The organism is Paenibacillus sp. SSG-1 (genome assembly GCF_002224835.1).
GTDB lineage: Bacteria > Bacillota > Bacilli > Paenibacillales > Paenibacillaceae > Paenibacillus_AQ > Paenibacillus_AQ favisporus.
Window position 1 is genome coordinate 6,287,383 of record NZ_MBRK01000001.1, and the last position, 20,731, is coordinate 6,308,113.

Here is a 20,731-nt window from a genome sequence, read left to right on the forward strand (position 1 = left end):
CTTTCCTATTGTACTACTATATCCAGTTCGCTGTATCAATTCAATACAAACCGTGCCTGCCGCAGACTGCCGCTACTGTACAGCTTTCACAGTGCCGGGGATTCGTATTCCGTTATGAAACTCATTTTTGAAAGCCGCTTGATCTCTAATCCATGTTCTTAAAAGTAGGATCTCCAATAAACCGGCAGGATTTGACCCGGCTTGCATGGAAAAGTGCATGTATATTTTCAAATGATACAGGAGGTTTTAAACATTGACGGTTTACCAAGACGAAAATGTGCTCCTCAGACCGGTAAGGGAGGACGACTTGCACCGGCTATGGAGCTTGTCGTTGAAGGAAGAGGCGCCGGAGTGGAAAAAATGGGACGCCCCCTATTATGAGCATACGCCGGTAACCTTTGAAAAATATGTGGAAAACAAGGACAGCCTAGTCGACCGGGATCATTTCTGGGCTATTGAAGTAGATGGCGATCTCATCGGAACGGTCAGCTATTATTGGGAACACCAGCCATCTTATTGGCTTGAAATGGGGATCGTAATCTATGATCCGGCTTACTGGAGCGGTGGTTACGGCACCAAGGCATTGGCTATGTGGATCCGCCGCCTGTTTGACACGCTCCCCCTCGTCAGGGTGGGGTTTACGACATGGTCCGGAAATTACCGAATGATCAAAGTCGGAGAGAAGCTAGGAATGACCATGGAGGCCCGCATAAGGAAAACCCGGTTGTATAACGGTGTTTTCTACGATTCCATTCGTATGGGACTGCTACGGGAAGAATGGGAGGAGAATTTGCGTTAACTGAAAAAAGGCGGGGCCGCCGTTTACATCGGCAGCCCCGCCTTATGACTGTTACTGCAGCTTCATTCGTACCTTGTTACTTCCGTCTAAGGATTCAACGCTTCCTTAAATGCAAACTTCCGGTTCCAGCTGGCACCGCCGTCATGGGTGGCATAAATCGACGATTTGGTAGCGCTGGTCACCACAAGCCAGCCCGTCTTGCCGTCCGTAAAGGAGATCCGTGAATCGTAACCATGAATGGACGGCTTTACGTTCTTCCACGTCTTTCCTCCATTATAAGTCACCCCGACAGACACCATGCCGCCCGCCGGAGAGCCACCGGACAGAAAGGCCGTCTCCTTGCCGATCAGCTGCATGTTGCCGGGGTGTCCGCCTGGTTGGGCCGGCCCCTGATTAACGACAGCGGCCCCACTGCCGGGAGCCGGACCTCCGCCTGCCGTGGATTGGGCGATGACACGCTTCCAATGTACGCCTTGATCCGTGCTGCCATACAGCGAATAGGATACCTGGGACATGCCTGAACCGCCATAGAACAGCGCCCAGACCTGATTGTCCTTGCTGTAAATTTGTCCGCCCGCAGGGTACGGGGAGTCAAACTTCACGTTCAGCTTTGTGCTCCAGCTGTGTCCGCCGTCGGCCGTGCCCAGTACTTTATAGCCAGAGCCGGGAACTATAACTAGGACATACCCGTTGTTCTTATCCCGAAACGTAGCATATCTCGTATTGGCCGGCGTAGGGATTTTCACCCAGCTGTTCCCGCCGTTCTCGGTCCGGTAGGCGCCATTTTGCGTGTAGCCGTACACCGTATTCTTGCCGAGCGTTTCCAGCCGGTTAAACGGCAGATTGGCCGTATACACCGGTTTCCAATGCGATCCGCCGTCCACCGTCTTGAGCAGATGCGTGGTCTGGTGGGAAGGCAGGGTGGCGATGGCCCATCCGTTCACATTGTCCGTAAATTTAATCTGGGCAAAATTCCACTTCCCCGTGTAAATTTCCTGCCAGTGGCACCCCGCATCCGATGTGCCGATCATAAACCCGGTTCCTGCCGCCCGGCCCGTCGACCCGTTCAGAAACTGAATATCGGTAAAATGAAGCGGGTCCGCGCCTTCCTCCATATGCTGTTTCTGCTCCTGCTGAAGCAGGCCGTGATCGCCGCTTCCGCAGGGAGCAGGCGCCGAGGCGGCGGCCGAAGTCTGCGTTGGGGATAGTCCCCAGCCCGCCGGCATCATCAGCATAAGCGCAGCGGCGGCCAAGGAAGAGCTTCTAAGCAGCTTTTTTATGATCATAACGACACCTCCATATCGATTACATTACCCTCTTTGGGAATTCCCCACTCGCAAAAAAACGTCCTCTTCCTCATGCATGCGAGTGTTTGGATTGGTGAGCGACTTTGGCTTTGCGCACAGCGCAAAACAAGAGAGCGAAGCAAGCCAAACAGGAGCAAACACCATTCAATAGTGAAAGAATTTGTGCATCCTTCGACTACAGGCAAGGTTCAGCCCACGATACAATGAGAGCTACTAAAAGGCGTGAGGTGATTGATTTTGAATGCACAAACGATACCGGCGGCGGACAAGGCCCAGCCGGGAAAAAACATGAAAACGGTTGCCAAAACGTTGAGAGGACGCTGGAATGCCCCGCTGGCCGGCTACCTGTTCATCGCCCCCTGGCTGCTGGGTTTTCTCATTTTACAGCTGTGGCCCATTATTCAATCCTTCTATTTATCTTTCACCGAGTTTTCCCTGCTGGAACCAGCCCGCTGGATCGGGCTCAAAAATTATCAGGATATTTCGCAGGACCGGCTCTTTTTCAATTCGCTGAAGGTGACCTTCCTGTACGTAATCACTTCGGTTCCCCTGAAACTGCTGGCGGCGCTGCTGGTCGCTATGCTGCTCAACCGGAATATCCGGGGTATTTCCTTCTACCGCACGATCATTTATCTGCCGTCCCTGATCGGGGGAAGCCTGGCGGTGGCCGTGCTGTGGCGCAACATTTTCGGCCTCAACGGATTTATCAACCATCTTGTGATTCTGGTCGGCATCGCCCCGAAGAACTGGATCGGAACGCCCTCCACTGCCCTCGGAACCCTGGTGCTGCTGACGGCGTGGCAGTTCGGCTCGTCGATGATTATTTTTCTGGCTGGTCTTAAGCAAATTCCCGGGGAGCTGTACGAAGCAGCCTCCGTGGACGGGGCCACACCTTTTCGCAAATTCATCCGGATTACGCTGCCCATGCTGTCGCCCGTCATCCTGTTCAACCTGATCATGGGGATCATCAACGCGTTCCAGATGTTCACCTCGGCGTTTGTCGTTACCAACGGAGGTCCGGTCAATTCGACCGAAATGTTTGCCCTGTACCTGTACAACAAAGCCTTCGGTTCGCTGCAGATGGGCTACGCCTCGGCACTGGCCTGGATCCTGCTGGTCATTATCGGCATCGCCACAGCGATTAATTTTATCGCATCTAAATATTGGGTGTTCTACGAAACGGAAACGGAGGGTCGCAAATGACAGGCGTTCTGAAAAAACAAAATTGGCTGGTTCATATTCTGATGATCGTGTTCTGCTTTGTGATGTTCTACCCCGTACTCTGGTGGATCGGCGCCTCCTTCAAATCGACGGCCGAGATCAGCCTGCCCTCCCTGTTCCCCAAAGTATGGCTGTGGCAGAATTATACGGAAGGCTGGAACGCGCTGCCCAAGTATACGTTTACACGCTTCTTCATGAACAGCCTCAAGCTGAACGTGGCGACCACGGTGCTGCACGTCATCTCGGCCAGCTTGGTGGCCTTCGGCTTCGCCAGGCTGACCTTTCCGCTGAAAGGGCTGTGGTTTTCCATCCTGATGATGACCTTGATGCTGCCGGGCCAGGTCACGCTCATCCCGCAGTATACGATGTTCCATTCTTTTGATTGGATCAATACGTATCTGCCTCTGATCGTCCCGTCGGCCATGGGGGGAGCCTTCTTTATTTTTCTGATCGTCCAATTCATCCGGGGCATTCCGCGGGAGCTTGACGAGTCGGCGAAAATCGACGGCTGCACCTGGTTCGGCATTTACCTGCGCATCGTCATGCCGCTGACCCTGCCGGCGCTGATCACGGTCATGATCTTCTCGTTTATTTGGGGCTGGGACGATTACTTCGGTCCGCTGATTTATCTGAATACCGTGGACAAATATACCGTCCCGCTGGCGCTCCGAATGTTCATCGATTCCCAGTCGGCCGTGCCGTGGGGTCAGCTGCTCGCCGTGTCCCTGCTCTCCGTGCTGCCGCCGGTCGTGATCTTCTTCCTGGCGCAGAAGCATTTTGTCGAGGGCATCGCTACGTCAGGGCTGAAAGGCTAGTCATCCTGGAGCGCAATAAACGAAAGTCACGGGGACTCGCTCATTCCATGCTTTTCTTCCAGACCGTATCGTTAACGCAGGCCTCTTTTCAGGCGCGCCGTGAACGGCCGCTTTGGGATAGCAGCGCGTTAACGCTATGGCCTCGCCGCACCCAAGAGGAGGGGAAAAGCCATGAATCCGTTTCGCATGTTTCGTATCGATTATGTGTTTTTCTTCAGCTTTGCCGCTTTTATCGCGGTTCTGATCACGATCATGATGATCGTCAGCTACCGGTTCTCCGCCAATGAGCAGGCGGACAGCGCCTCTATGTATCAACAGGCGGTGCTGCAGCAGCTCAACAAACAGCTCACCGACCAGATGAGCGCCGTGGAACAGACCTCGCTCGCCGTAGCCATCAACTCCCCGCTGGTCAATTATTTGACGATGAAAGGAGACTATTATGCCCGCAAAACGGCCAGAGACGAGCTGAACCGGGATTATCTGGCGCCGATGCTGAACAGCTCCCGCTCGATGTTCTCCTTTCAGATCTATATGAGCAATCCGCTGCAAGTCGACCCGAACGCCAACATTCAGTACCTCCCGCTAGCTTACGCCAGCCGGGAAAGCTGGTACCCGGCCGTCGACAAGGCCGACTTCGTCTGGATCGGACAGCGGGAGGTCGGCTCGCCGCAGGGGAAACAGCAGGTCATCAGCTTTATCCGTAAAATCACGACGCCGGACGGGGTAAACCGCGGAATCCTCATTATCAACGTCCGCGTCAAGTTTCTGCAGGATATCCTGACTGAAGACAATTCCTCGGCGAGCCGGCTGCTGCTCGATTCCGGCGGCCGGATGATTATGCACACCCGGATCGCTCCGCCTCCCGGAGAAATCGATGCCATCCTGAAGGAGGTCAGCGGAGATGCCGGCCATGCGCATCAGCTGCTGGAAGCGGCAGGCTCGCTTCCGGAGAAGAACATGCTGACCGTCTGGTCCCGCACGGCCCCCGGCAGCTGGATGCTGGTGGAGCTTACGCCATGGAAGGACATCACAGGCGGAAGTGTCCGCCTGGCATGGACCATGGCTGTGATCGGAGCGGCCGCCATCCTGCTGTCGGTATTCTTCACGCTGTTCCTTTCGAGGAATTTCACGGTGCCGATCCGGAAGCTGGTCCAGCTGATGCAGGCATTCAATCCCGGCAAGAAGGGGCTGCCGCTGCCTACGGAATACCGCAACGAATTCGGCAGTCTCTTCAGCGGCTACCGCAAGCTGACCGAGCGGATCGAGACGCTGTACCAATCGCTGGAACAGCAGTACAAAGCGCAGCGCGAGGCTGAAATCAAGGCGCTGCAGGCGATGATCAACCCCCATTTTCTCTACAACACCTTGGATCAGCTGAACTGGATGGCGCTGGAGGCCGGGCAGGAGGAGATCAGCCGGGTGCTTGAACTAATGGGGCAAATGTTCCGTATCGGGCTGTCCGGCGGCGAATCCTTGATCCCGATGCAGGATGAGCTGCTTCACGTCGAATGCTATTTGAAAATTCAGCAGTTCAAAAGGGGCCAAGGTCTGGACTGGGAGATCGACTGTCCGGAGGATCTGCGGCAGCTGCTGATTCCGAAGCTGACCCTGCAGCCCTTCGTGGAAAACGCCATCGTGCACGGCTTCCATGGACGCAGCCATGGCCGAATCGTCCTGAATGCCGTGCAAGAGGACCGCGGCATCCGGATCCGGATCCGGGATGACGGCGTCGGCCTGCGGGACGATTGGAAGACCCGGAGGCGCCATCCGACTGGCGGATACGGCATCCGTAATGTAACCGAGCGTATTCAAGTATTTTTCGGTCCGCCCTTTGGCGTATCGCTCCGGAATCGTACCGGCGGATCAGGCACCGAGGCGGAAATTTATCTTCCCAAGCTGACGCAGCAGCGAGATTTGGAAGGAGGACGAAGTGATGTGGAGACTCGCGATCGTGGATGACGACCGGCAGGTGCTTGGGGGGATGTCGCGGCTCATTCCCTGGGAGCAGCTCGGTATCCGACCCATCGGGGAGGCCATGGACGGTGAAGAGGGGCTCCGGCTGATCAGAGCTGCCAAGCCGGATATCGTCATTACGGACATCTATATGCCGGTCATGAACGGGCTGGAAATGATCGAGCAGCTTCGCAAGCAGCAGTTTGACGGCAAAATCATCATCTTAAGCGGCTACTCGGACTTTGATTATGCCCGCAAAGCGCTGCGGCTGCAGGTCGACGATTATTTGCCCAAGCCGGCCTCACCGGCTACGATCCGTGAGGTACTGCAGCGCGTAATCGCCGAATTGTCGGAGAAAAGAGCGGCAGAGAACCGGGAGCAGGAGCTTCAGGACCGGCTGATGCAGTACGAGCCCTACCTGGAGCGGGAATGGGTGAAATCGGTCCTCACGGGCGGGACCTTTTCCCCTCCGACCGGGCCGTACCGGATGCTGGACCGGCTTGGCTGGAAAGGCGCCCAGTTCATGATGCTGGCCCTGGAAATCAAGCGGCAGGGGCGAACGGAGGGCATCTCGGCCCGGGACTGGCACCTGTTCCGCTTTGCCGTCGGTAATACGGTCGAGGAGCTGGCAAGGCAGGATGGACTGAGGAGCTACTTTTTAGAGCTGCATAGTCACCATATGACTCTGCTGCTGCATAAGCCCCTTTCCTGGCCCGCAGAAGCGTTTCGCTCCGAGGTGCTGGCACTGGCCGGGCGCATCATTGAGTCAGTGGACCGTTACCTTCAGGTCAAGCTGCGTATCGGGGCGGGCCTCCGGAAAGACGATTGGACGGCTATTGCGGATTCCACGGAAGAGGCCTTCCAGGCCCTGGCCGAGCGGCGTGAGCCGGATGCAAACCATCCCTGCGTCTACGTCTACACCGATGCCGGCTTCCGGCATCCAGCAGCGCGAAACGTGCGGCCGGTCCGATTTTTTCAGGAAATGGCGGATGCGGTTCGGACCTTCGATGAGCCGCGGGCCCTGCTGGCGCTGGAGGATTTCGCAAGCAGCGACAGCGGCGTGGCACAGCTATCTCCCGGCGAGCTGGCAGCCCTCGGGACACAACTGATTGCCATCCTCTCCTTCACGCTGTACGATTCCGGCCACAAGCTTGACGACGAGCTGCCTCCTGCGGATCTGTCCAAGGAGCTGGGATTGATAGAAAACGCGCAGCAGTGGAAGGCCTGGGTGGCGGAGAAGGTTAAGCGGATCTGCCGCCGGTTTACTCCCAATGAGAACCTGAAGCATAAGGAAACGGTGGAGTTTATCATTCAGTACATTCACGAGCATTACGCCGAAAACATCCACCTCCAGGATGTCGCCGATCAGGTCTATATTTCCAAAAATTATTTAAGCACCCTATTCCGCCAGTTCACCGGCGAGACGTTCGGCGATTATTTGACCCGGGTCCGGATGGAAAAAGCCAAGAGCATGGTCCTGGAGAAAAAGCTGCTTATCGCCGAAATTGCCGAGCGGGTCGGATACCGCAACGTTCCGTACTTTACCACGCTGTTCAAAAAGCATACCGGGCGCAGTCCGACCGAGTTCTACCGGGCCTAACGCAGCTCCAGCCGATCCTGGATCCGCCCAGCATACAGGACAAACGCAGCCGACAGTTCACCGATATTCGTAAAATACTGAAACGATTTGTAGGATCGTCCGCTACGCGGATGTTCCTCGGCTTGGTACCTTAGAGCAAGAAAGAGTTCCGTTACTTAAGGGAGGTTCAACCAATGAGAAAATCATGGCAACGTCTTGCCGCAGGCACTGCGGCCGTCCTTATGCTGTCCCTCGTTCTATCCGCCTGCAGCGGGGTCAAGAAGGAAGAAACCGGAGCTGCGGGCACCGGAAACGGCAAGTCCATCACGCTGCGGATCATGTGGTGGGGCTCGCAGGCCCGTCACGACGCAACCTTGAAAGCGCTTGATTTATACTCCAAAAACAACCCGGGTATCACATTCGAGCCGGAATACCAGTCGTTCGACGGATACCAAGACAAGCTCTCGACCCAGTCCGCAGGCAAAAACACCCCGGATATTTTCCAGATGGATGCCGCCTGGTTCAACGACTGGGCCTCCAGCGGCCGGTTGGAGGATCTCTCGTCCATTCCAACGGATAACATCGACAAGGCCCTGCTCGAGACCGGCACCTATCAAGGCAAGCTGTACGCGATGCCGCTCGGCAACAACGCCTGGGGCATGGTATACAACAAGACGATCATGGACAGCCTCGGGGTTCAGCCTCCCAAGACATGGGATGAGTTCTTCGCCATGGCGCGCGACTTGAAGCCAAAATTGGCCAAAGACCAATACCTGACCCGGGATTTGACGGCAGACGGCGCATCCTACATGTCCTATCAATTGAGCATGGGCAAAGGCTTCTCGATGAGCAAGGACGGGAAGTTCCACTATGACGAAACCACCTGGAAAGATTGGATGAACAAATGGGCACAGCTGCGCAAGGACCATCTTGTGCCTCCGCCGGATGTGACGGTGTCGGATAAATCGCAGGACGCGCAGATGGATTTGCTCATTCAGGAGAAAATTCTGCTCCGGGGCGCGCATGCCGCGGAATTCGGCGGAACGGACGCCCTGAAACCGGGCGTTATGGCGCTGACGACCCAGCCGCGGGGGACACAGGCGGGCGGATGGCTGAAAGCCTCCATGTATTGGAGCGTCAGCCCCAACAGCCAGTATAAAGACGAAGCCAAGAAGTTCATCGACTGGTTCGTCAACAGCCAGGAAGCCGGCGACATCCTCGGCACTTCCCGCGGAATCCCAGTCAACAAGACCGTCGCTGATGCGCTCAAGCCTAAGTTCACCGATGTGGACAAAAATGCACTGGGCCTGATCAACGAAGTGTCCAAGGACGGGGCCGCGTTCGACCCGGGTCCCGGGAATAAGGGCGGCTGGGCCAATTTTACGAAGGAGTATGATAACATCACGCAGTCGATCATGTTCGGGAAAATCAGCATCGACGACGGCTGGAACCAAATCGTCAAACTGAGCAAAAGCTTGGACTAGCTTTGCAGCTCTCACATCTTTATCTCGGATCACCATCCTCGTACGATGGCACAACAAAGAAGCACCCGGTTAGCCTCGGGTGCTTCTTTTCGTTTCTTTATTTTACAAATCCGAGCAGCATTTCGCGAATCAGCTTCGCCGCCACGATCTGGGTCTGCTCCGAATGGTCGTAGACCGGAGCCACTTCCACCAAGTCGCAGCCCACCACGTTGACTTCGGAATTGGCGATCAGGTGCACCGCCTCCAGCAATTCCTTGGAAGTGATGCCGCCCGCTTCCGCGGTTCCCGTTCCGGGCGCCGCCGACGGATCGAGCACGTCGATGTCGATCGTGACGTATACCGGACGATTGCCCATTTGCGGCAGGGCTTCCCGAAGCGGAGCCGCCACGTCGAACGGATAGAAGTTGATGTTCTCGCGGGCATACTGGAACTCCTCGCGCGAACCGGAGCGGATGCCGAATTGGTAGATGTTCTTGCCGCCCATCAGCCCGGCTGCTTTGCGGACCGGCGTCGAGTGTGACAGCGGCTCGCCCTCGTACTGCTCGCGAAGGTCGGCATGCGCGTCGATGTGGATCAGGATCAGATCCGGATACTTCGCGTACATTTGCTGGATGACCGGCCAGGTCACCAAGTGCTCTCCGCCGAGCCCGATCGGAAATTTATCGTCGCCGAGCAGTTTGCCCACGTACTCGCCGATCACTTCGAGACTGCGTCCTGCATTGCCGAACGGCAGCAGAAGATCGCCGGCGTCGAAGTATTTGAGATCCAGAATGCTTTTATCCAAGTAAGGGCTGTATTCCTCCAGACCCACGGAAGCCTGGCGGATGTGCGCCGGACCGAACCGGGATCCCGGACGGAAGCTGACCGTGTAGTCCATCGGCATGCCGTAAATGACCGCCTTGGAATTTTCGTAATCGTCCGAGCTGCAAATAAATACGTTGCCCGAATAAGCTTGGTCTAGTTTCATGATGTTGCCTCCCCCTATTTCGTCAGATCTTCCACAAATTTAGGCAATACGAAAGCCGCCTTGTGCAGGCGTGGCGTGTAGTACTTCGTGTCCATCTCCGGAATTTGCGACTCGTCCACCTCAAGCGGATCGTATTTTTTGCTGCCCATCGTAAATGTCCACAAGCCGCTCGGATATGTCGGGATGTTCGCCGCATAAACGCGCACGATCGGGAAAATTTCCTTCACGTCCTTGTTCACCTTTTGGATCAAGTCGGCCTTAAACCAAGGGTTGTCCGTTTGCGCCACGAAAATGCCGTCATCCTTCAGCGCTTCATAAATGCCTTGGTAGAAGCCGCGCTCAAACAGAGGAGCAGCCGGGCCTACAGGCTCCGTGGAGTCTACCATAATGACGTCGTATTCGTTCTTGTGCTCGTGGATGTGCATGAAGCCGTCGTTCACCAGGACTTCCACCTTCGGATCTTCCAGTTTGCCCGCGATGGACGGCAGGTACTTCTTCGAGTACTCGATGACTTTGCCGTCGATGTCGACGAGCACGGCTTTTTCCACTTTCGAATGCTTGATGATTTCGCGGATCACGCCGCCGTCTCCGCCGCCTACGACGAGGACATGCTTCGGATTCGGATGCGTATTCAGCACCGGGTGCGCCACCATTTCATGGTATACGAATTCATCCTTTTCGGTCGTCATGACCATTCCGTCAAGTAGCAGCATATTTCCAAACTCTTCAGTCTCTACCATGGCCAGATCCTGAAAATCGGTTTTTTCATTTACATACGTTTGTTTGATTTTGGCAGTAATACCGAATGCGGGCGTCTGTTTCTCCGTGAACCACAATTCCATCGTCATTACCTTCTTTCTTCCCAGGATAAAGGAGGGATTGATCTTCCCTGCCGCATGTTCTCGAGTAGCACGTACATCTTCTTTATTGTACCAAACTGCCGATGTATAAACACATCCTTTGAATTATACGCGATAGAAGAAATTCGTGTAAAGAAACACTTTCCTAACGCTTCGTCCCCTGGCTGAGGCCGCGTCAGCACGGGATTTTTATCCCTCAGGTGGCCCTGTATGCCCCCTCGCCCTGCATGACCGGAAGGCCGAGCGCTTTTCCCGTGAATCCCGGGCCCGGCGTGAATATCTGCTGCCTGCATTTCCCATAATGAAAGTATCAGATTGTTCAGCTCCGCTGAAAGGCTATACATTCCATTCTCTTTAAGTAAGGAAAGGGGCTACAGTACATGGCGAACCTATTCACGCGGCGGCCTAAACGGAAAAACCGGTTCCTGTTGATGCTAAAGCTCTTCACCGGCATGGTCGTCCTCCTTCTGATCGCAGGGGGCGTTCTGCTCGGCTGGCTGTATCAAAAAAACCTTCCGCTTGCCGATACGGACCGCAATTCGCGCCTTCTGGACAGTCAAGGCGACATCATCGCCACGTTTTCGGCCAGCGGGCGCAGCTACGAACCCATCAAGCTCAATCAAATTTCACCGCTGCTCGTGAAGGCGACCCTGTCGGTGGAGGACCGCAAGTTCTACGGCCATTTCGGGTTTGACCTGGAGGGCATGGGACGCGCGGCACTCGTCAACCTGGAGCATATGGCCCGGGTTCAGGGAGCAAGCACCCTGACGCAGCAGCTTGCCCGTAATCTATATTTATCCCATGAAAAAACATGGTCCCGCAAAATCAAGGAAGCCATGTACACCGCTCAGCTGGAGATGAAGTATACCAAGGATGAAATCCTTCAAATGTATTTGAACGAAATTTACTACGGTCACGGCGCTTACGGCATCGAAGCAGCCTCCCTGATGTATTTCGGCAAGCCGGCTAAGGACCTCGACCTGGCGGAAAGTGCGATGCTGGCTGGGATTCCCAAGGGGCCGACCTATTACTCGCCCTACACCCATCTGAATAACGCCAAGAAACGGCAGAAGATCGTCCTGGGCACCATGGTGGCCACCGGCGATATTACGCAGAAGGAGGCGGACCAGGCTGCAGCCGAGAAGCTGGCGATCAAACCGCAGGGACAGCAGAAATCCAACCTGACGGCGCCGTATTTTCGGGATTATGTAAAAAATTTGGTGACCAGCCAGCTCGGTATCAGCGAGGACATGCTCGATCATGGCGGTCTTAACATTTATACGACCCTGGACCCGCATGCCCAAGCCGCGGCTGAGGAGGCGGTGGCCAAAGGCATGGATTCGGCCAGCGATTTGGAGACCGCGCTCGTGTCGATCGACCCGCGGAGCGGCTATGTCAAAGCGATGGTCGGCGGCAAGAACTACAAGGAGAGCCAGTACAACCATGCGCTTGCCAAGACGCGCCAGCCCGGCTCCTCCTTCAAGCCGATTATGTATTTAACAGCATTGTCTTCAAAGACGATGACGGGTCTCACGACGTTTAACAGCGAACCGACCCTGTTTCACTACGACAACAACCGGAAAACGTATCAGCCCAGCAATTATGGAGACAAATATTTGGGTGAGATTAACATGGAGCAGGCCATCGCAGCCTCGGACAACATCTATGCGGTCAATACGATGCTGAAGATCGGGGCGGATAATGTGATCGCCACGGCGCGCAAGCTCGGCATCGTCAGCCCGCTCGAGTCCGTCCCCTCCTTGGCGCTCGGTACCTCGCCGATCAGTCCGTTCGAAATGGCGTCCGCCTTTGCGGTGATCAGCAACAACGGCAAGCGGATCCCGCCGGTCGCCGTACTGAAGATTACTGATGCCGCCGGCGAGGTAATCTACGAGGCTCCCAAACCCGCCGGCGAGCAGGTCGTCGATCCGGCGGCGGCTTACGTGCTGACACATCTGATGGAGAGCGTATTTGAATCCGGCGGGACCGGTAACCGCGTATCCTCCATCATGAAGCGTCCCGTGGCCGGCAAAACCGGAACGACCGATACCGACGCCTGGCTGGTCGGATATACGCCGGAGCTTGCGACCGCCGTATGGGTCGGTTTTGACAAGGGCAAAACGATTACGACGACGGACGCCCACCGGGCAGCGCCCATTTTTGCCCAGTACACCGAGAAGGCGCTGGAGAACGTACCGCCCAAAATTTTCACGATTCCGAGCGGCGTCGTCAGCGTCTACATTGATGAAGAATCCGGCAAGCTCGCCACGGCCGATTGTCCCCACAAGAAGCTTGAGGTATTCATCGCAGGTACGGAACCGACCGAATACTGCTCGCTACACGGCGGAGAGAAGGAGCAGCCGGACGTGAAAAACAAGGCCGAAGAACACTCCTGGTGGTCCGACTTTAAGCGGTGGCTGACCGACTAAACGCAGCGCGTTATAAAGGTTTGGGGGCTAGACTAGGCTGAGTGCCGCCCGAAAACCATATATGAAAAAGGGAGCCGGTAAAGCCGCTCCCTTTTTTGCCTTCTTCCGAAGTGCATCGGTTTGGTGGCCCCTCTCCCAGGGAGCCCGATACACCGGACCAAGGATTCAAGCCATGCTTTGCGGGGTTACCTTTTGCCTTTCGCGCTGAATTCCGGTTATATATATAGAATGAACTAACCCGAAGAGGTGATCCTGATGATGAACCCGGGTAACGAGGGCGGCCGGCTGATCTCCCCCTCGCTTCTCGCCATGACCGCGCTGGAAGCCGCGCCCCGTCTGCTCGGCCAGACGCTGGTCCGGGAGACCGAAGACGGAGAAATCCGCTGCCGGATCGTGGAGACCGAGAGCTACGGCGGCGCCGAAGACAAAGGGAGCCATGCCTACGGCAACCGGCGCACCGCCCGGACCGAGACGATGTTTGCCGCCGGGGGCTTGGCCTACGTGTATTTGATCTACGGCATGTACCACTGCGTTAACGTTGTCGTCGGCGACGCGGACGACCCGCAGGCCGTGCTCATCCGGGCGGTGGAGCCGCTAAGCGGGCATGACGCCGAGCTGATGCGCCGGTACCGGGGCAGCGTCTCCGGCAAAGCCGCCAACTTGTGCAACGGTCCCGGCAAGCTGTGCCGCGCGCTGCGGATCGACCGCAGCCTGAACGGCTGCGCGCTCCGTCATGCGGACAGCCCGCTGCGGCTTGAGTCCGGCGACCGGGCTGATGAGCTCCCGATCGTCCAGTCTCCACGAATCAATATTGATTACGCAGAGGAGTACGCCCTCAAGCCGTGGCGGTTTTATATCGACGGCCATCCGTACGTGTCGGTCAAAGCCCCTGAGCCGCTGCCTTTTTCGCTGAGGGGTTAATTCCGTGCTGTACACGATTCCCTGTCCCTTCATGCCATGCAAAAAAGGACCTGCCCTGCCCACGGATCGATACATCCGTCAGCAGGAACAGGTCCTTTGTTCTTATAATGAGGAGAGCCCGCGATTTACGCTATACCTCCAGCGCCTTCTTCAGCTCATCCGGCGAAGCTTCCCACCACTGCTCATTATGCGACACCAGCAGGTTCTTCAGCAGCGTCTTTTCCTCAGATCCCAATTCGTCCAGCATAAATTTCCGCTTCAGCGCGGCATCCATCCGGTTCACGTGATCGGCAAGGATTTTCCAGCCCCGTCTCTCTTCTTCATCGATCCACATCTCACTGGCCGTGGCACCGCCGTAGAATTGTCCATCCTCGTTCCGGTCCACCGCGACCCATACGATCCACACCTGGCGGCCGTTCGGTACTTCCTCCCGGTTCGGCGTAAAGCGAATGCGGCGCTCCGGCTTGCTCTTGGCGTGCATCGCTCCGATATCGATGACGGCTTCGCCGCGGTCGATAATGACCGGAGAAATGTTGTTCAGATCGATAGAGCCTGCCCCAAAGCCCATCTTGTGCTTGCTCTTGCCGCTGACGATATTCAGTGCGATGGGCTTCTTGCCTACCTGTTCCTTGTTGTCCATTTCCGATGTTCCTCCTATTTGAAAACAGAAACGCTGCGCTGCGCCTCCGCGATTTGTGGATACCCGTCCAACTTAATTTTATTTTAACTAATAATCGCTGGAAAGCCAACATATACATGCTGTAGATGCTTGTCAACGGGAGGTATTCGTATATGGCCCCAGCACGCGCCAAACTCGTCTTTTTATCCTTTCTCGTTCTTGTACTCCTGATTACGGGAACAATGTGGTTCGTCTTTAAGGATTCGCCCGAGTCCATGCCTTCCTACGCTCCGGATCAGGCCAAGCCTCCAGCGGCTTATAAGCCTCCGTCACCGATGGAGAGCGTCCAGCAGCCGACCGCGGAGGTGCTCAGCAAGCGGGTGGTGGAATATCACATCGATACGACCCTTGATCCGGACAGCCGGGTAATTAAAGGAACCCAGACCCTGACCTGGACCCATCCCGGCAAAAAAACGGTAAACGAGCTGTATTTTCACCTCTATCCAAACGCCTTCGCTTCCATGGATACGACATTTATGAAGGAATCCGGCGGGAAGCTGCGCAATGACACGATGCCTGCCGACGGCTTCGGGTCCATGACCCTGACTGCGATGAAGACTGCCGACGGTCTGTCGCTGATGCACCGGATTCAATACGTGCAGCCGGATGACGGCAATACGAAGGACAAGACCTTGATGAAAGTGCGTCTTCCGCGGCCGGTGAAACCAGGCGAAAGCATCACGCTGACCATGCAATTCGAAGTCCAACTGCCCAAAATCTTCGCCCGAATGGGAACCGCCGGTAACTTTGTCATGGCCGGACAGTGGTTCCCCAAAATCGCCGTCTACGAGCCCGTGGGAACGCGCGGCCGGACGAGCGAGGGCTGGGACCTGCACCAGTACCACGGAAATTCGGAATTCTACTCCGACTTCGGCATTTACAGCGTCCGCATTCACGTGCCGAAGAACTACACGGTGGCCGCAACCGGGTTCCCGGTACAGAACTCACAGATCAAGAACGGCGAGAAGATTTATCAGTTCTACGCCGACGACGTACATGACTTTGCCTGGGCCGCATCCCCCGACTTTATTGTCGCCGAGGAGCCGTTCTCTTCAGCGGAAGTGCCCGGGGTCCGGATCAAGCTGTATCTCGATCCCGCCCACAAGGATTTGAAGGAGCGCTACTTCTACGCCGCCAAGGCCGCGCTTAAATATTTCAGCAAATGGTACGGGAAGTATCCGTATTCCACCCTGTCTATCGTCGTTCCGCCCGAAGCAGGCAATGGGGCAGGCGGCATGGAGTATCCGACGCTGATTACCGCCTTCGGGGCCAAGGACGACTCCCCGGGTTACGACCTTGAGCGGACTGTTATCCATGAAATCGGCCATCAGTACTTCTACGGCATGATCGCCAGCAACGAGTTCGAGGAGGCCTGGCTGGACGAAGGCTTCACCTCCTACGCTGAGGATAAGCTGATGGAGCAGGAATACGGCGTCATCCCCAATCTGCCGATCCAGTCCTCGCTCATCGCTTCGCCTGCGCCGCTGACCCAGGACGCCTGGAAATATACGTCGCAGAATCAATATGCACTGAACGTGTATTACCGCGGCAAGATGGTCCTGAAAGAAATGGAGACGCTGACCGGCGCCCAGACCATGAAGAAAATCATGTCCACCTATGCGAAGAAATACCGTTTCCAACATCCTGCCACGGCGGATTTTCAAAAGGTGGTCGAGCAGGTAACCAGCAAGTCGTGGCAGACCTTCTTCGATCAATATGTATACGGCAGCCAGATGGCCGATTTTTCGGTCGACGAAATTACGGTGCGCAAGGATAAGGATTCGGCGCAGCCCCGGTACGATTCTTTGGTGAAGGTCAGCAAAAAGGGCGGCGATCTGCCGCAGGTGCCGATACTGTTCACGTTTACGGACGGGCATCAGATCAAAAAGGTTTGGGACGTAAAGAACGCCAGCACCCAGTTCAAGCTGACATACAGCTCCCCGCTGGCCTGGGCCATGATCGATCCCGGCTATACGATCGTGCTGGAAAACAAACATGTGAACAACTACCTGAAGGCGGACATGGATCATAAAGTGCTCCTCCGCTGGAACGTAAGCATTACCAAGCTGATTGAAACCCTGCTTGGAAGTCTGTCCTGGTGAGGTGAGAGCAGTGAAATCCTATATTGTTAACGGTTGGAAAAGCGTCAAAGACCAATTTTATGTCATGATCATCATGTTCCTGTACCAGCTGCTCTGGGGCTACTTCCTGTACCGTCTGATCGATTCGGCGGTCGTGCCGCTGCTGATGCGGTATCCCGATCCCCCGCCGACCGAACTCAGCCAGGTCCTCTATTATGTAGAGGGACAGATGAGCTTGACGCAAAGCAGCACCGTGCATACTTACCTTTGGGTTCTCCTGGGAATGGTCGCCCTCCGCATGCTGCTGACCCCATTTATCCACGCGGGCATCTTCTACGGCCTGCACCGGGAGCATCAGGGGGAACGCGGACTGTTTTTCTTCCAAGGCATGAAGCTGCACGGCAAAACGGTATTTCTTTTTCACCTGATCGAATGGGTGCTTATCGCCGCTCCGTTATACTGGATGATCCCGAAGATGTATCCCATCCTGCTCAGCGCGATCCAAAACCATGCCCAGCTGCTTCACTGCATCCCGTACATTGCAGTCTGGCTTCTGTACTGCTACATCGTCCATCAGATGATTCTGTTCATGCAGTTTGGCAAAACCGGTGGAACCAGCATGTTCTCCTCGCTCTGGATCTGCCTGCGAAGCGCGCTGCCGGTCATCGGCATATCCGTTCTGCTGGGCGCGGTCAGCCTGCTCTTGTATGGCATTACCAGCAGCGTCTCTCTGATCTGGGCAGGGCTTGCCACCCTGATTATCCAACAGGGCTACCATATGGTCAGCTGTATCTTTAAATTATGGAATATCTCCTCCCAATATGATTTGTGGCATCAGCAAATGAACCGTACGAAAAAAAATATTTCGGAATAGTTAAAATTTTGTCATCACTTTAATCCGCTGATAAAAGAAGAACCCCGTCTCTTTCTGTTGAAAAGAGGCGGGGTTTTTGTTGTAAAATGATTGTTAACCATTTGCCAAAGTATAAATCCTCTGTTAAAATAATCCGAGTACGAACTTAGTAACAACTTTGTAATCTTTGCTGTAACGATTTTGACTTTGCTGTAACTGATTTCATCATTTGTCCGTTCATTTGATTGGTATGTACGATTATAGGTAACTTGTCAGCATGTCCATTTCCGGTGCAATCATCACGAGCCGAATTCCCGGGCACCAGGAAGCGGGGGATCCAATTTTGGGTGAATTGATCTCGCTACAGAGGGATCATAGGGGACCTTCTACCGAATCCTTAAGCTAACCTCGCAGGCATTGGAAGGGGTTTATCTTTTTGAAGAAGAAGTTGGCAGCCGCAGCGCTGGGCCTTACACTTGCGTTCTCCATGGGCGCCGGCAGCGTATTTGCGGATTCATCTCTGAACCACATCGTTAACAACACGATCGGCGTTTCTTACAAAACCGGCGGAACAACTACGAACGGCTTCGATTGCTCCGGTTTTACCCGTTACGTGTACCAAAAGCTGGGGTTAACCCTCCCGCGTGTATCCGCTGCGCAGTATAAAACAGGTACCGCTGTTTCCAAAAGCCAGCTGAGAGCAGGAGACCTGGTTTTCTTTAACACCCTAGGCGCAGGCGTTTCCCATGTCGGCATTTACATCGGCAACGGAAAATTCGCGCACGCGTCCTCTTCGAAAGGCGTTACCATCAGCAAACTGAGCCAAAGCTACTACGCCAACCGCTACGTTGGCGCCAAACGGGTCATGAGTACGGCCAAATATCAAGCTGCGGTTTACAATTGATTATCTCTCGAAAACAATGCATATCCATAACAACCCGCGCCGCTGATTTTTGCCGAAATCGCCCCGCGGGTTTGTTGTTACTTATTAGACGTACGAACCACCGAAAAGGTAACAGCATTTCAAAAATTTTTTTTTACACGAGTAAATCCACGGTTTTCTCCTGTTTTTTCCACCCTTGTCATTTCTTTTACCCACTCGTCCAACAAATAAACATCATTTCCTATAAATTTTCCTACAAATCTTCTTTTTCTGTTAGAAACAATTGCCAAAGTCCGATTCCTTTGTTACAATAGTCCCAGCGATAGTAACAACTTTGTAATCTTTACCTGACACAAAGTTGCGAACGAATAAGAAGTAACAGGGAATGATACATAGTGTAAAAGTTCATGCCGAATTTCCTCACACTAAGGAAAGCGGGGGAACCAGTTATGGGTGAATTGATCTTGCTTCAGAGGGATCATAGGGGGCCTTCTACCGAATCCTTAAGCTAACCTCGTAGGCGCCGGAAGGGGTATTTTACTTGAAGAAGAAGCTTGCAGCAGCAGTCATGAGTTTCGCCATCGTGCTCACGGTCGGCACAGGAAGCGCTTTCGCGGATTCCAAGATGGATAAAGTGATCGACAGTGCGATCGGAACCAAGTACAGAACGGGCGGAACCACAACAAGCGGATTTGACTGCTCGGGATTTACAATGTATGTATTTGATCAATTGGGCATCGATCTGCCCCATCAGTCTGGTTCCCAGTTCAGCATGGGTTCGGCCGTATCCCGCAGTGATCTGAGAGCAGGCGACTTGGTATTCTTTAATACATCGGGAGCCGGAGTATCCCATGTCGGAATTTACGTCGGCGACGGAAAATTCGCACATGCCTCCACTTCTCGCGGTGTGATCATCAGCTCTCTGAGCGACAGCTACTACGTCAACCGCTACGTTGGCGCCAAACGAATCATGAGTACGGATAAATACAAAACCGCCGCCGTCGATTCCGAGGACGTTGATGACGTCCAGTAATGCAGGTAAAGCAAGGGTACGAGATCCCGTAGAATGAGATTTTTGCCGAAATCTCCTTTTGCGGGATTTTTTGCGGACAGAAATGGGTAACCTTTCCATTCCCGCCCGCTACTCCTCATTTACCCCTCTATTCCGAAATTAAACAGATATCTGGGACAATCCGGAATATTTTTTCTCTAATGTTCAAATCCTACAGGGAGGTCTGGAAGGGAGATCTGCACATGAACCTCCAACATGAGAGCTTCATGATCGTTCCTATGACCCGGGAGCATGCTGAGACCGTCTGCAGCTGGGTGTACGAACCTCCATACGATTTATACGGCTGGCTGCCGTGGGATCAGATGGAGGCGCTTGGCGTCGAATTTGGTGATCCTGAGGTGAGGCAAAGCCAATATGTGTCCGTCCTGGATGCTGAACATACCTTGTGCGGGTTCGCGCAGTTCTTTCCCTTGGCAGGCGTGACCCGGCTTGGTGTTGGCATGCGGCCTGATTTATGCGGCCAGGGGCTGGGTAAGAGCTTTATGCAGGCTGTGGTCGGCGCAGCCCGTGAAAGACGGCCTGGGGACGAAATCGACCTTGAAGTGCATACATGGAATAAGCGGGCCATCCGGGCTTACGGGAAGTCGGGGTTTGTCATCGCTGATACCTACCCCAAGCTGACCCCTGAAGGTGAACAGCTGTTTCACTGTATGGTCTATGAAGGGGTCTAACTTGAAAATTCCATCATCATAAAAATGGTACAAATTTGTGTATTTTTGGTGGCCCCAAGTTTGGATTCGTTTGCTTTTTTGACACAAACTATTTGATGTGATGGCTTGTTCCGTTATAATGAAGGAATGAAGAATGACAGTTTACATAGAAAGGACG

18 protein-coding genes and 2 riboswitches are annotated in these 20,731 nt (G+C 54.6%); of the genes, 13 read left to right on the forward strand and 5 right to left on the reverse strand.

Annotated elements, in window-relative coordinates; all coding sequences use genetic code 11:
* Nucleotides 1-253: 253 nt before the first annotated feature.
* Entirely contained in the window at nucleotides 254-799 is a 546-nt protein-coding gene (locus BCV73_RS28685) for a GNAT family N-acetyltransferase (protein WP_089549427.1), read from the forward strand.
* An 86-nt stretch (nucleotides 800-885) separates the two neighbouring features.
* On the opposite strand, the gene BCV73_RS28690 is transcribed toward BCV73_RS28685, so the two are convergent.
* On the reverse strand, nucleotides 886-2,085 hold the full coding sequence (locus BCV73_RS28690) for a YCF48-related protein (RefSeq protein ID WP_089549428.1): 1,200 nt from the start codon (nucleotides 2,083-2,085) through the stop codon (nucleotides 886-888).
* A gap of 258 nt (nucleotides 2,086-2,343) precedes the next feature.
* On the opposite strand from BCV73_RS28690, the gene BCV73_RS28695 reads away from it, so the two are divergent.
* The 5 genes from BCV73_RS28695 (at nucleotide 2,344) to BCV73_RS28715 (ending at nucleotide 9,158) form a co-directional block, all read left to right on the forward strand.
* Complete coding sequence (locus BCV73_RS28695) at nucleotides 2,344-3,309, forward strand: carbohydrate ABC transporter permease (protein ID WP_089549429.1); 966 nt, start codon at nucleotides 2,344-2,346, stop codon at nucleotides 3,307-3,309.
* Nucleotides 3,306-4,142, forward strand: a complete 837-nt coding sequence (locus BCV73_RS28700) for a carbohydrate ABC transporter permease (protein WP_076176951.1) — start codon at nucleotides 3,306-3,308, stop codon at nucleotides 4,140-4,142. Before BCV73_RS28695 ends, BCV73_RS28700 begins: the two co-directional genes overlap by 4 nt.
* Nucleotides 4,143-4,313: 171 nt before the next feature.
* The gene (locus BCV73_RS28705; RefSeq protein ID WP_089549430.1) at nucleotides 4,314-6,101 is read left to right on the forward strand and encodes a cache domain-containing sensor histidine kinase; all 1,788 of its coding nucleotides are present in this window, start codon (nucleotides 4,314-4,316) and stop codon (nucleotides 6,099-6,101) included.
* Nucleotides 6,076-7,695, forward strand: a complete 1,620-nt coding sequence (locus tag BCV73_RS28710; protein WP_089549431.1) for a response regulator transcription factor — start codon at nucleotides 6,076-6,078, stop codon at nucleotides 7,693-7,695. The genes BCV73_RS28705 and BCV73_RS28710 overlap by 26 nt, the downstream gene beginning before the upstream one ends.
* 173 nt (nucleotides 7,696-7,868) lie before the next feature.
* Nucleotides 7,869-9,158, forward strand: a complete 1,290-nt coding sequence (locus BCV73_RS28715) for an ABC transporter substrate-binding protein (RefSeq protein WP_076176948.1) — start codon at nucleotides 7,869-7,871, stop codon at nucleotides 9,156-9,158.
* 97 nt (nucleotides 9,159-9,255) lie between these two features.
* On the opposite strand, the gene speB is transcribed toward BCV73_RS28715, so the two are convergent.
* Both speB and speE read right to left on the reverse strand, forming a co-directional pair.
* A complete protein-coding gene (gene speB, locus BCV73_RS28720; protein ID WP_089549432.1) occupies nucleotides 9,256-10,125 on the reverse strand; it encodes an agmatinase in 870 nt (289 codons plus the stop codon).
* A 14-nt stretch (nucleotides 10,126-10,139) separates the two neighbouring features.
* The gene (gene speE, locus BCV73_RS28725; RefSeq protein WP_076176946.1) at nucleotides 10,140-10,967 is read right to left on the reverse strand and encodes a polyamine aminopropyltransferase; all 828 of its coding nucleotides are present in this window, start codon (nucleotides 10,965-10,967) and stop codon (nucleotides 10,140-10,142) included.
* A gap of 398 nt (nucleotides 10,968-11,365) precedes the next feature.
* Between speE and BCV73_RS28735 the strand changes: the two genes are divergently transcribed.
* Both BCV73_RS28735 and BCV73_RS28740 read left to right on the forward strand, forming a co-directional pair.
* The gene (locus BCV73_RS28735; RefSeq protein ID WP_089549434.1) at nucleotides 11,366-13,414 is read left to right on the forward strand and encodes a transglycosylase domain-containing protein; all 2,049 of its coding nucleotides are present in this window, start codon (nucleotides 11,366-11,368) and stop codon (nucleotides 13,412-13,414) included.
* 255 nt (nucleotides 13,415-13,669) lie between these two features.
* The gene (locus tag BCV73_RS28740; RefSeq protein WP_089549435.1) at nucleotides 13,670-14,335 is read left to right on the forward strand and encodes a DNA-3-methyladenine glycosylase; all 666 of its coding nucleotides are present in this window, start codon (nucleotides 13,670-13,672) and stop codon (nucleotides 14,333-14,335) included.
* Between the two features lie 130 nt (nucleotides 14,336-14,465).
* Here BCV73_RS28740 and BCV73_RS28745 read toward each other — a convergent pair whose 3' ends face one another.
* Nucleotides 14,466-14,975 carry a YwhD family protein gene (locus tag BCV73_RS28745; protein ID WP_089549436.1) on the reverse strand — a complete coding sequence of 170 codons (510 nt, stop codon included), beginning with the start codon at nucleotides 14,973-14,975 and terminating at the stop codon, nucleotides 14,466-14,468.
* A 152-nt stretch (nucleotides 14,976-15,127) separates the two neighbouring features.
* Here BCV73_RS28745 and BCV73_RS28750 point away from each other — a divergent pair, with 152 nt between their 5' ends.
* The 3 genes from BCV73_RS28750 to BCV73_RS28760 all read left to right on the forward strand — a co-directional run bounded on the left by BCV73_RS28750 (nucleotide 15,128) and on the right by BCV73_RS28760 (nucleotide 18,852).
* Nucleotides 15,128-17,116 (forward strand): M1 family metallopeptidase, encoded by a 1,989-nt coding sequence (locus BCV73_RS28750; protein WP_089549437.1) that lies wholly within the window; start codon nucleotides 15,128-15,130, stop codon nucleotides 17,114-17,116.
* Between the two features lie 10 nt (nucleotides 17,117-17,126).
* Nucleotides 17,127-17,969: a hypothetical protein gene (locus BCV73_RS28755; protein WP_089549438.1), complete on the forward strand. Its 843-nt coding sequence runs from the start codon at nucleotides 17,127-17,129 to the stop codon at nucleotides 17,967-17,969.
* Nucleotides 17,970-18,242: 273 nt separating this feature from the next.
* A riboswitch (cyclic di-AMP (ydaO/yuaA leader) is annotated at nucleotides 18,243-18,380 on the forward strand.
* A gap of 4 nt (nucleotides 18,381-18,384) precedes the next feature.
* Nucleotides 18,385-18,852: a C40 family peptidase gene (locus tag BCV73_RS28760; protein WP_089549439.1), complete on the forward strand. Its 468-nt coding sequence runs from the start codon at nucleotides 18,385-18,387 to the stop codon at nucleotides 18,850-18,852.
* 119 nt (nucleotides 18,853-18,971) lie between these two features.
* On the opposite strand, the gene BCV73_RS35210 is transcribed toward BCV73_RS28760, so the two are convergent.
* Nucleotides 18,972-19,121, reverse strand: coding sequence for a hypothetical protein (locus tag BCV73_RS35210; RefSeq protein ID WP_179232093.1), 150 nt, complete (start codon nucleotides 19,119-19,121; stop codon nucleotides 18,972-18,974).
* Nucleotides 19,122-19,229: 108 nt separating this feature from the next.
* Nucleotides 19,230-19,369, forward strand: a riboswitch (cyclic di-AMP (ydaO/yuaA leader).
* Between the two features lie 3 nt (nucleotides 19,370-19,372).
* Here BCV73_RS35210 and BCV73_RS28765 point away from each other — a divergent pair.
* Both BCV73_RS28765 and BCV73_RS28770 read left to right on the forward strand, forming a co-directional pair.
* Nucleotides 19,373-19,864 (forward strand): C40 family peptidase, encoded by a 492-nt coding sequence (locus BCV73_RS28765; RefSeq protein ID WP_373309650.1) that lies wholly within the window; start codon nucleotides 19,373-19,375, stop codon nucleotides 19,862-19,864.
* 221 nt (nucleotides 19,865-20,085) lie between these two features.
* A complete protein-coding gene (locus tag BCV73_RS28770) occupies nucleotides 20,086-20,574 on the forward strand; it encodes a GNAT family N-acetyltransferase (RefSeq protein WP_089549440.1) in 489 nt (162 codons plus the stop codon).
* Nucleotides 20,575-20,731 lie beyond the last annotated feature (157 nt).

Bases quoted from the DNA above. Each gene is read 5' to 3' on its own strand.
- BCV73_RS28690 (WP_089549428.1), bottom strand. From the start codon at position 2,085: ATGATCATAAAAAAGCTGCTTAGAAGCTCTTCCTTGGCCGCCGCTGCG.
- BCV73_RS28700 (WP_076176951.1), top strand. From the start codon at position 3,306: ATGACAGGCGTTCTGAAAAAACAAAATTGGCTGGTTCATATTCTGATG.
- BCV73_RS28705 (WP_089549430.1), top strand. From the start codon at position 4,314: ATGAATCCGTTTCGCATGTTTCGTATCGATTATGTGTTTTTCTTCAGC.
- BCV73_RS28710 (WP_089549431.1), top strand. From the start codon at position 6,076: ATGTGGAGACTCGCGATCGTGGATGACGACCGGCAGGTGCTTGGGGGG.
- BCV73_RS28715 (WP_076176948.1), top strand. From the start codon at position 7,869: ATGAGAAAATCATGGCAACGTCTTGCCGCAGGCACTGCGGCCGTCCTT.
- speB (WP_089549432.1), bottom strand. From the start codon at position 10,125: ATGAAACTAGACCAAGCTTATTCGGGCAACGTATTTATTTGCAGCTCG.
- speE (WP_076176946.1), bottom strand. From the start codon at position 10,967: ATGGAATTGTGGTTCACGGAGAAACAGACGCCCGCATTCGGTATTACT.
- BCV73_RS28735 (WP_089549434.1), top strand. From the start codon at position 11,366: ATGGCGAACCTATTCACGCGGCGGCCTAAACGGAAAAACCGGTTCCTG.
- BCV73_RS28740 (WP_089549435.1), top strand. From the start codon at position 13,670: ATGATGAACCCGGGTAACGAGGGCGGCCGGCTGATCTCCCCCTCGCTT.
- BCV73_RS28745 (WP_089549436.1), bottom strand. From the start codon at position 14,975: ATGGACAACAAGGAACAGGTAGGCAAGAAGCCCATCGCACTGAATATC.
- BCV73_RS28750 (WP_089549437.1), top strand. From the start codon at position 15,128: ATGGCCCCAGCACGCGCCAAACTCGTCTTTTTATCCTTTCTCGTTCTT.
- BCV73_RS28770 (WP_089549440.1), top strand. From the start codon at position 20,086: ATGAACCTCCAACATGAGAGCTTCATGATCGTTCCTATGACCCGGGAG.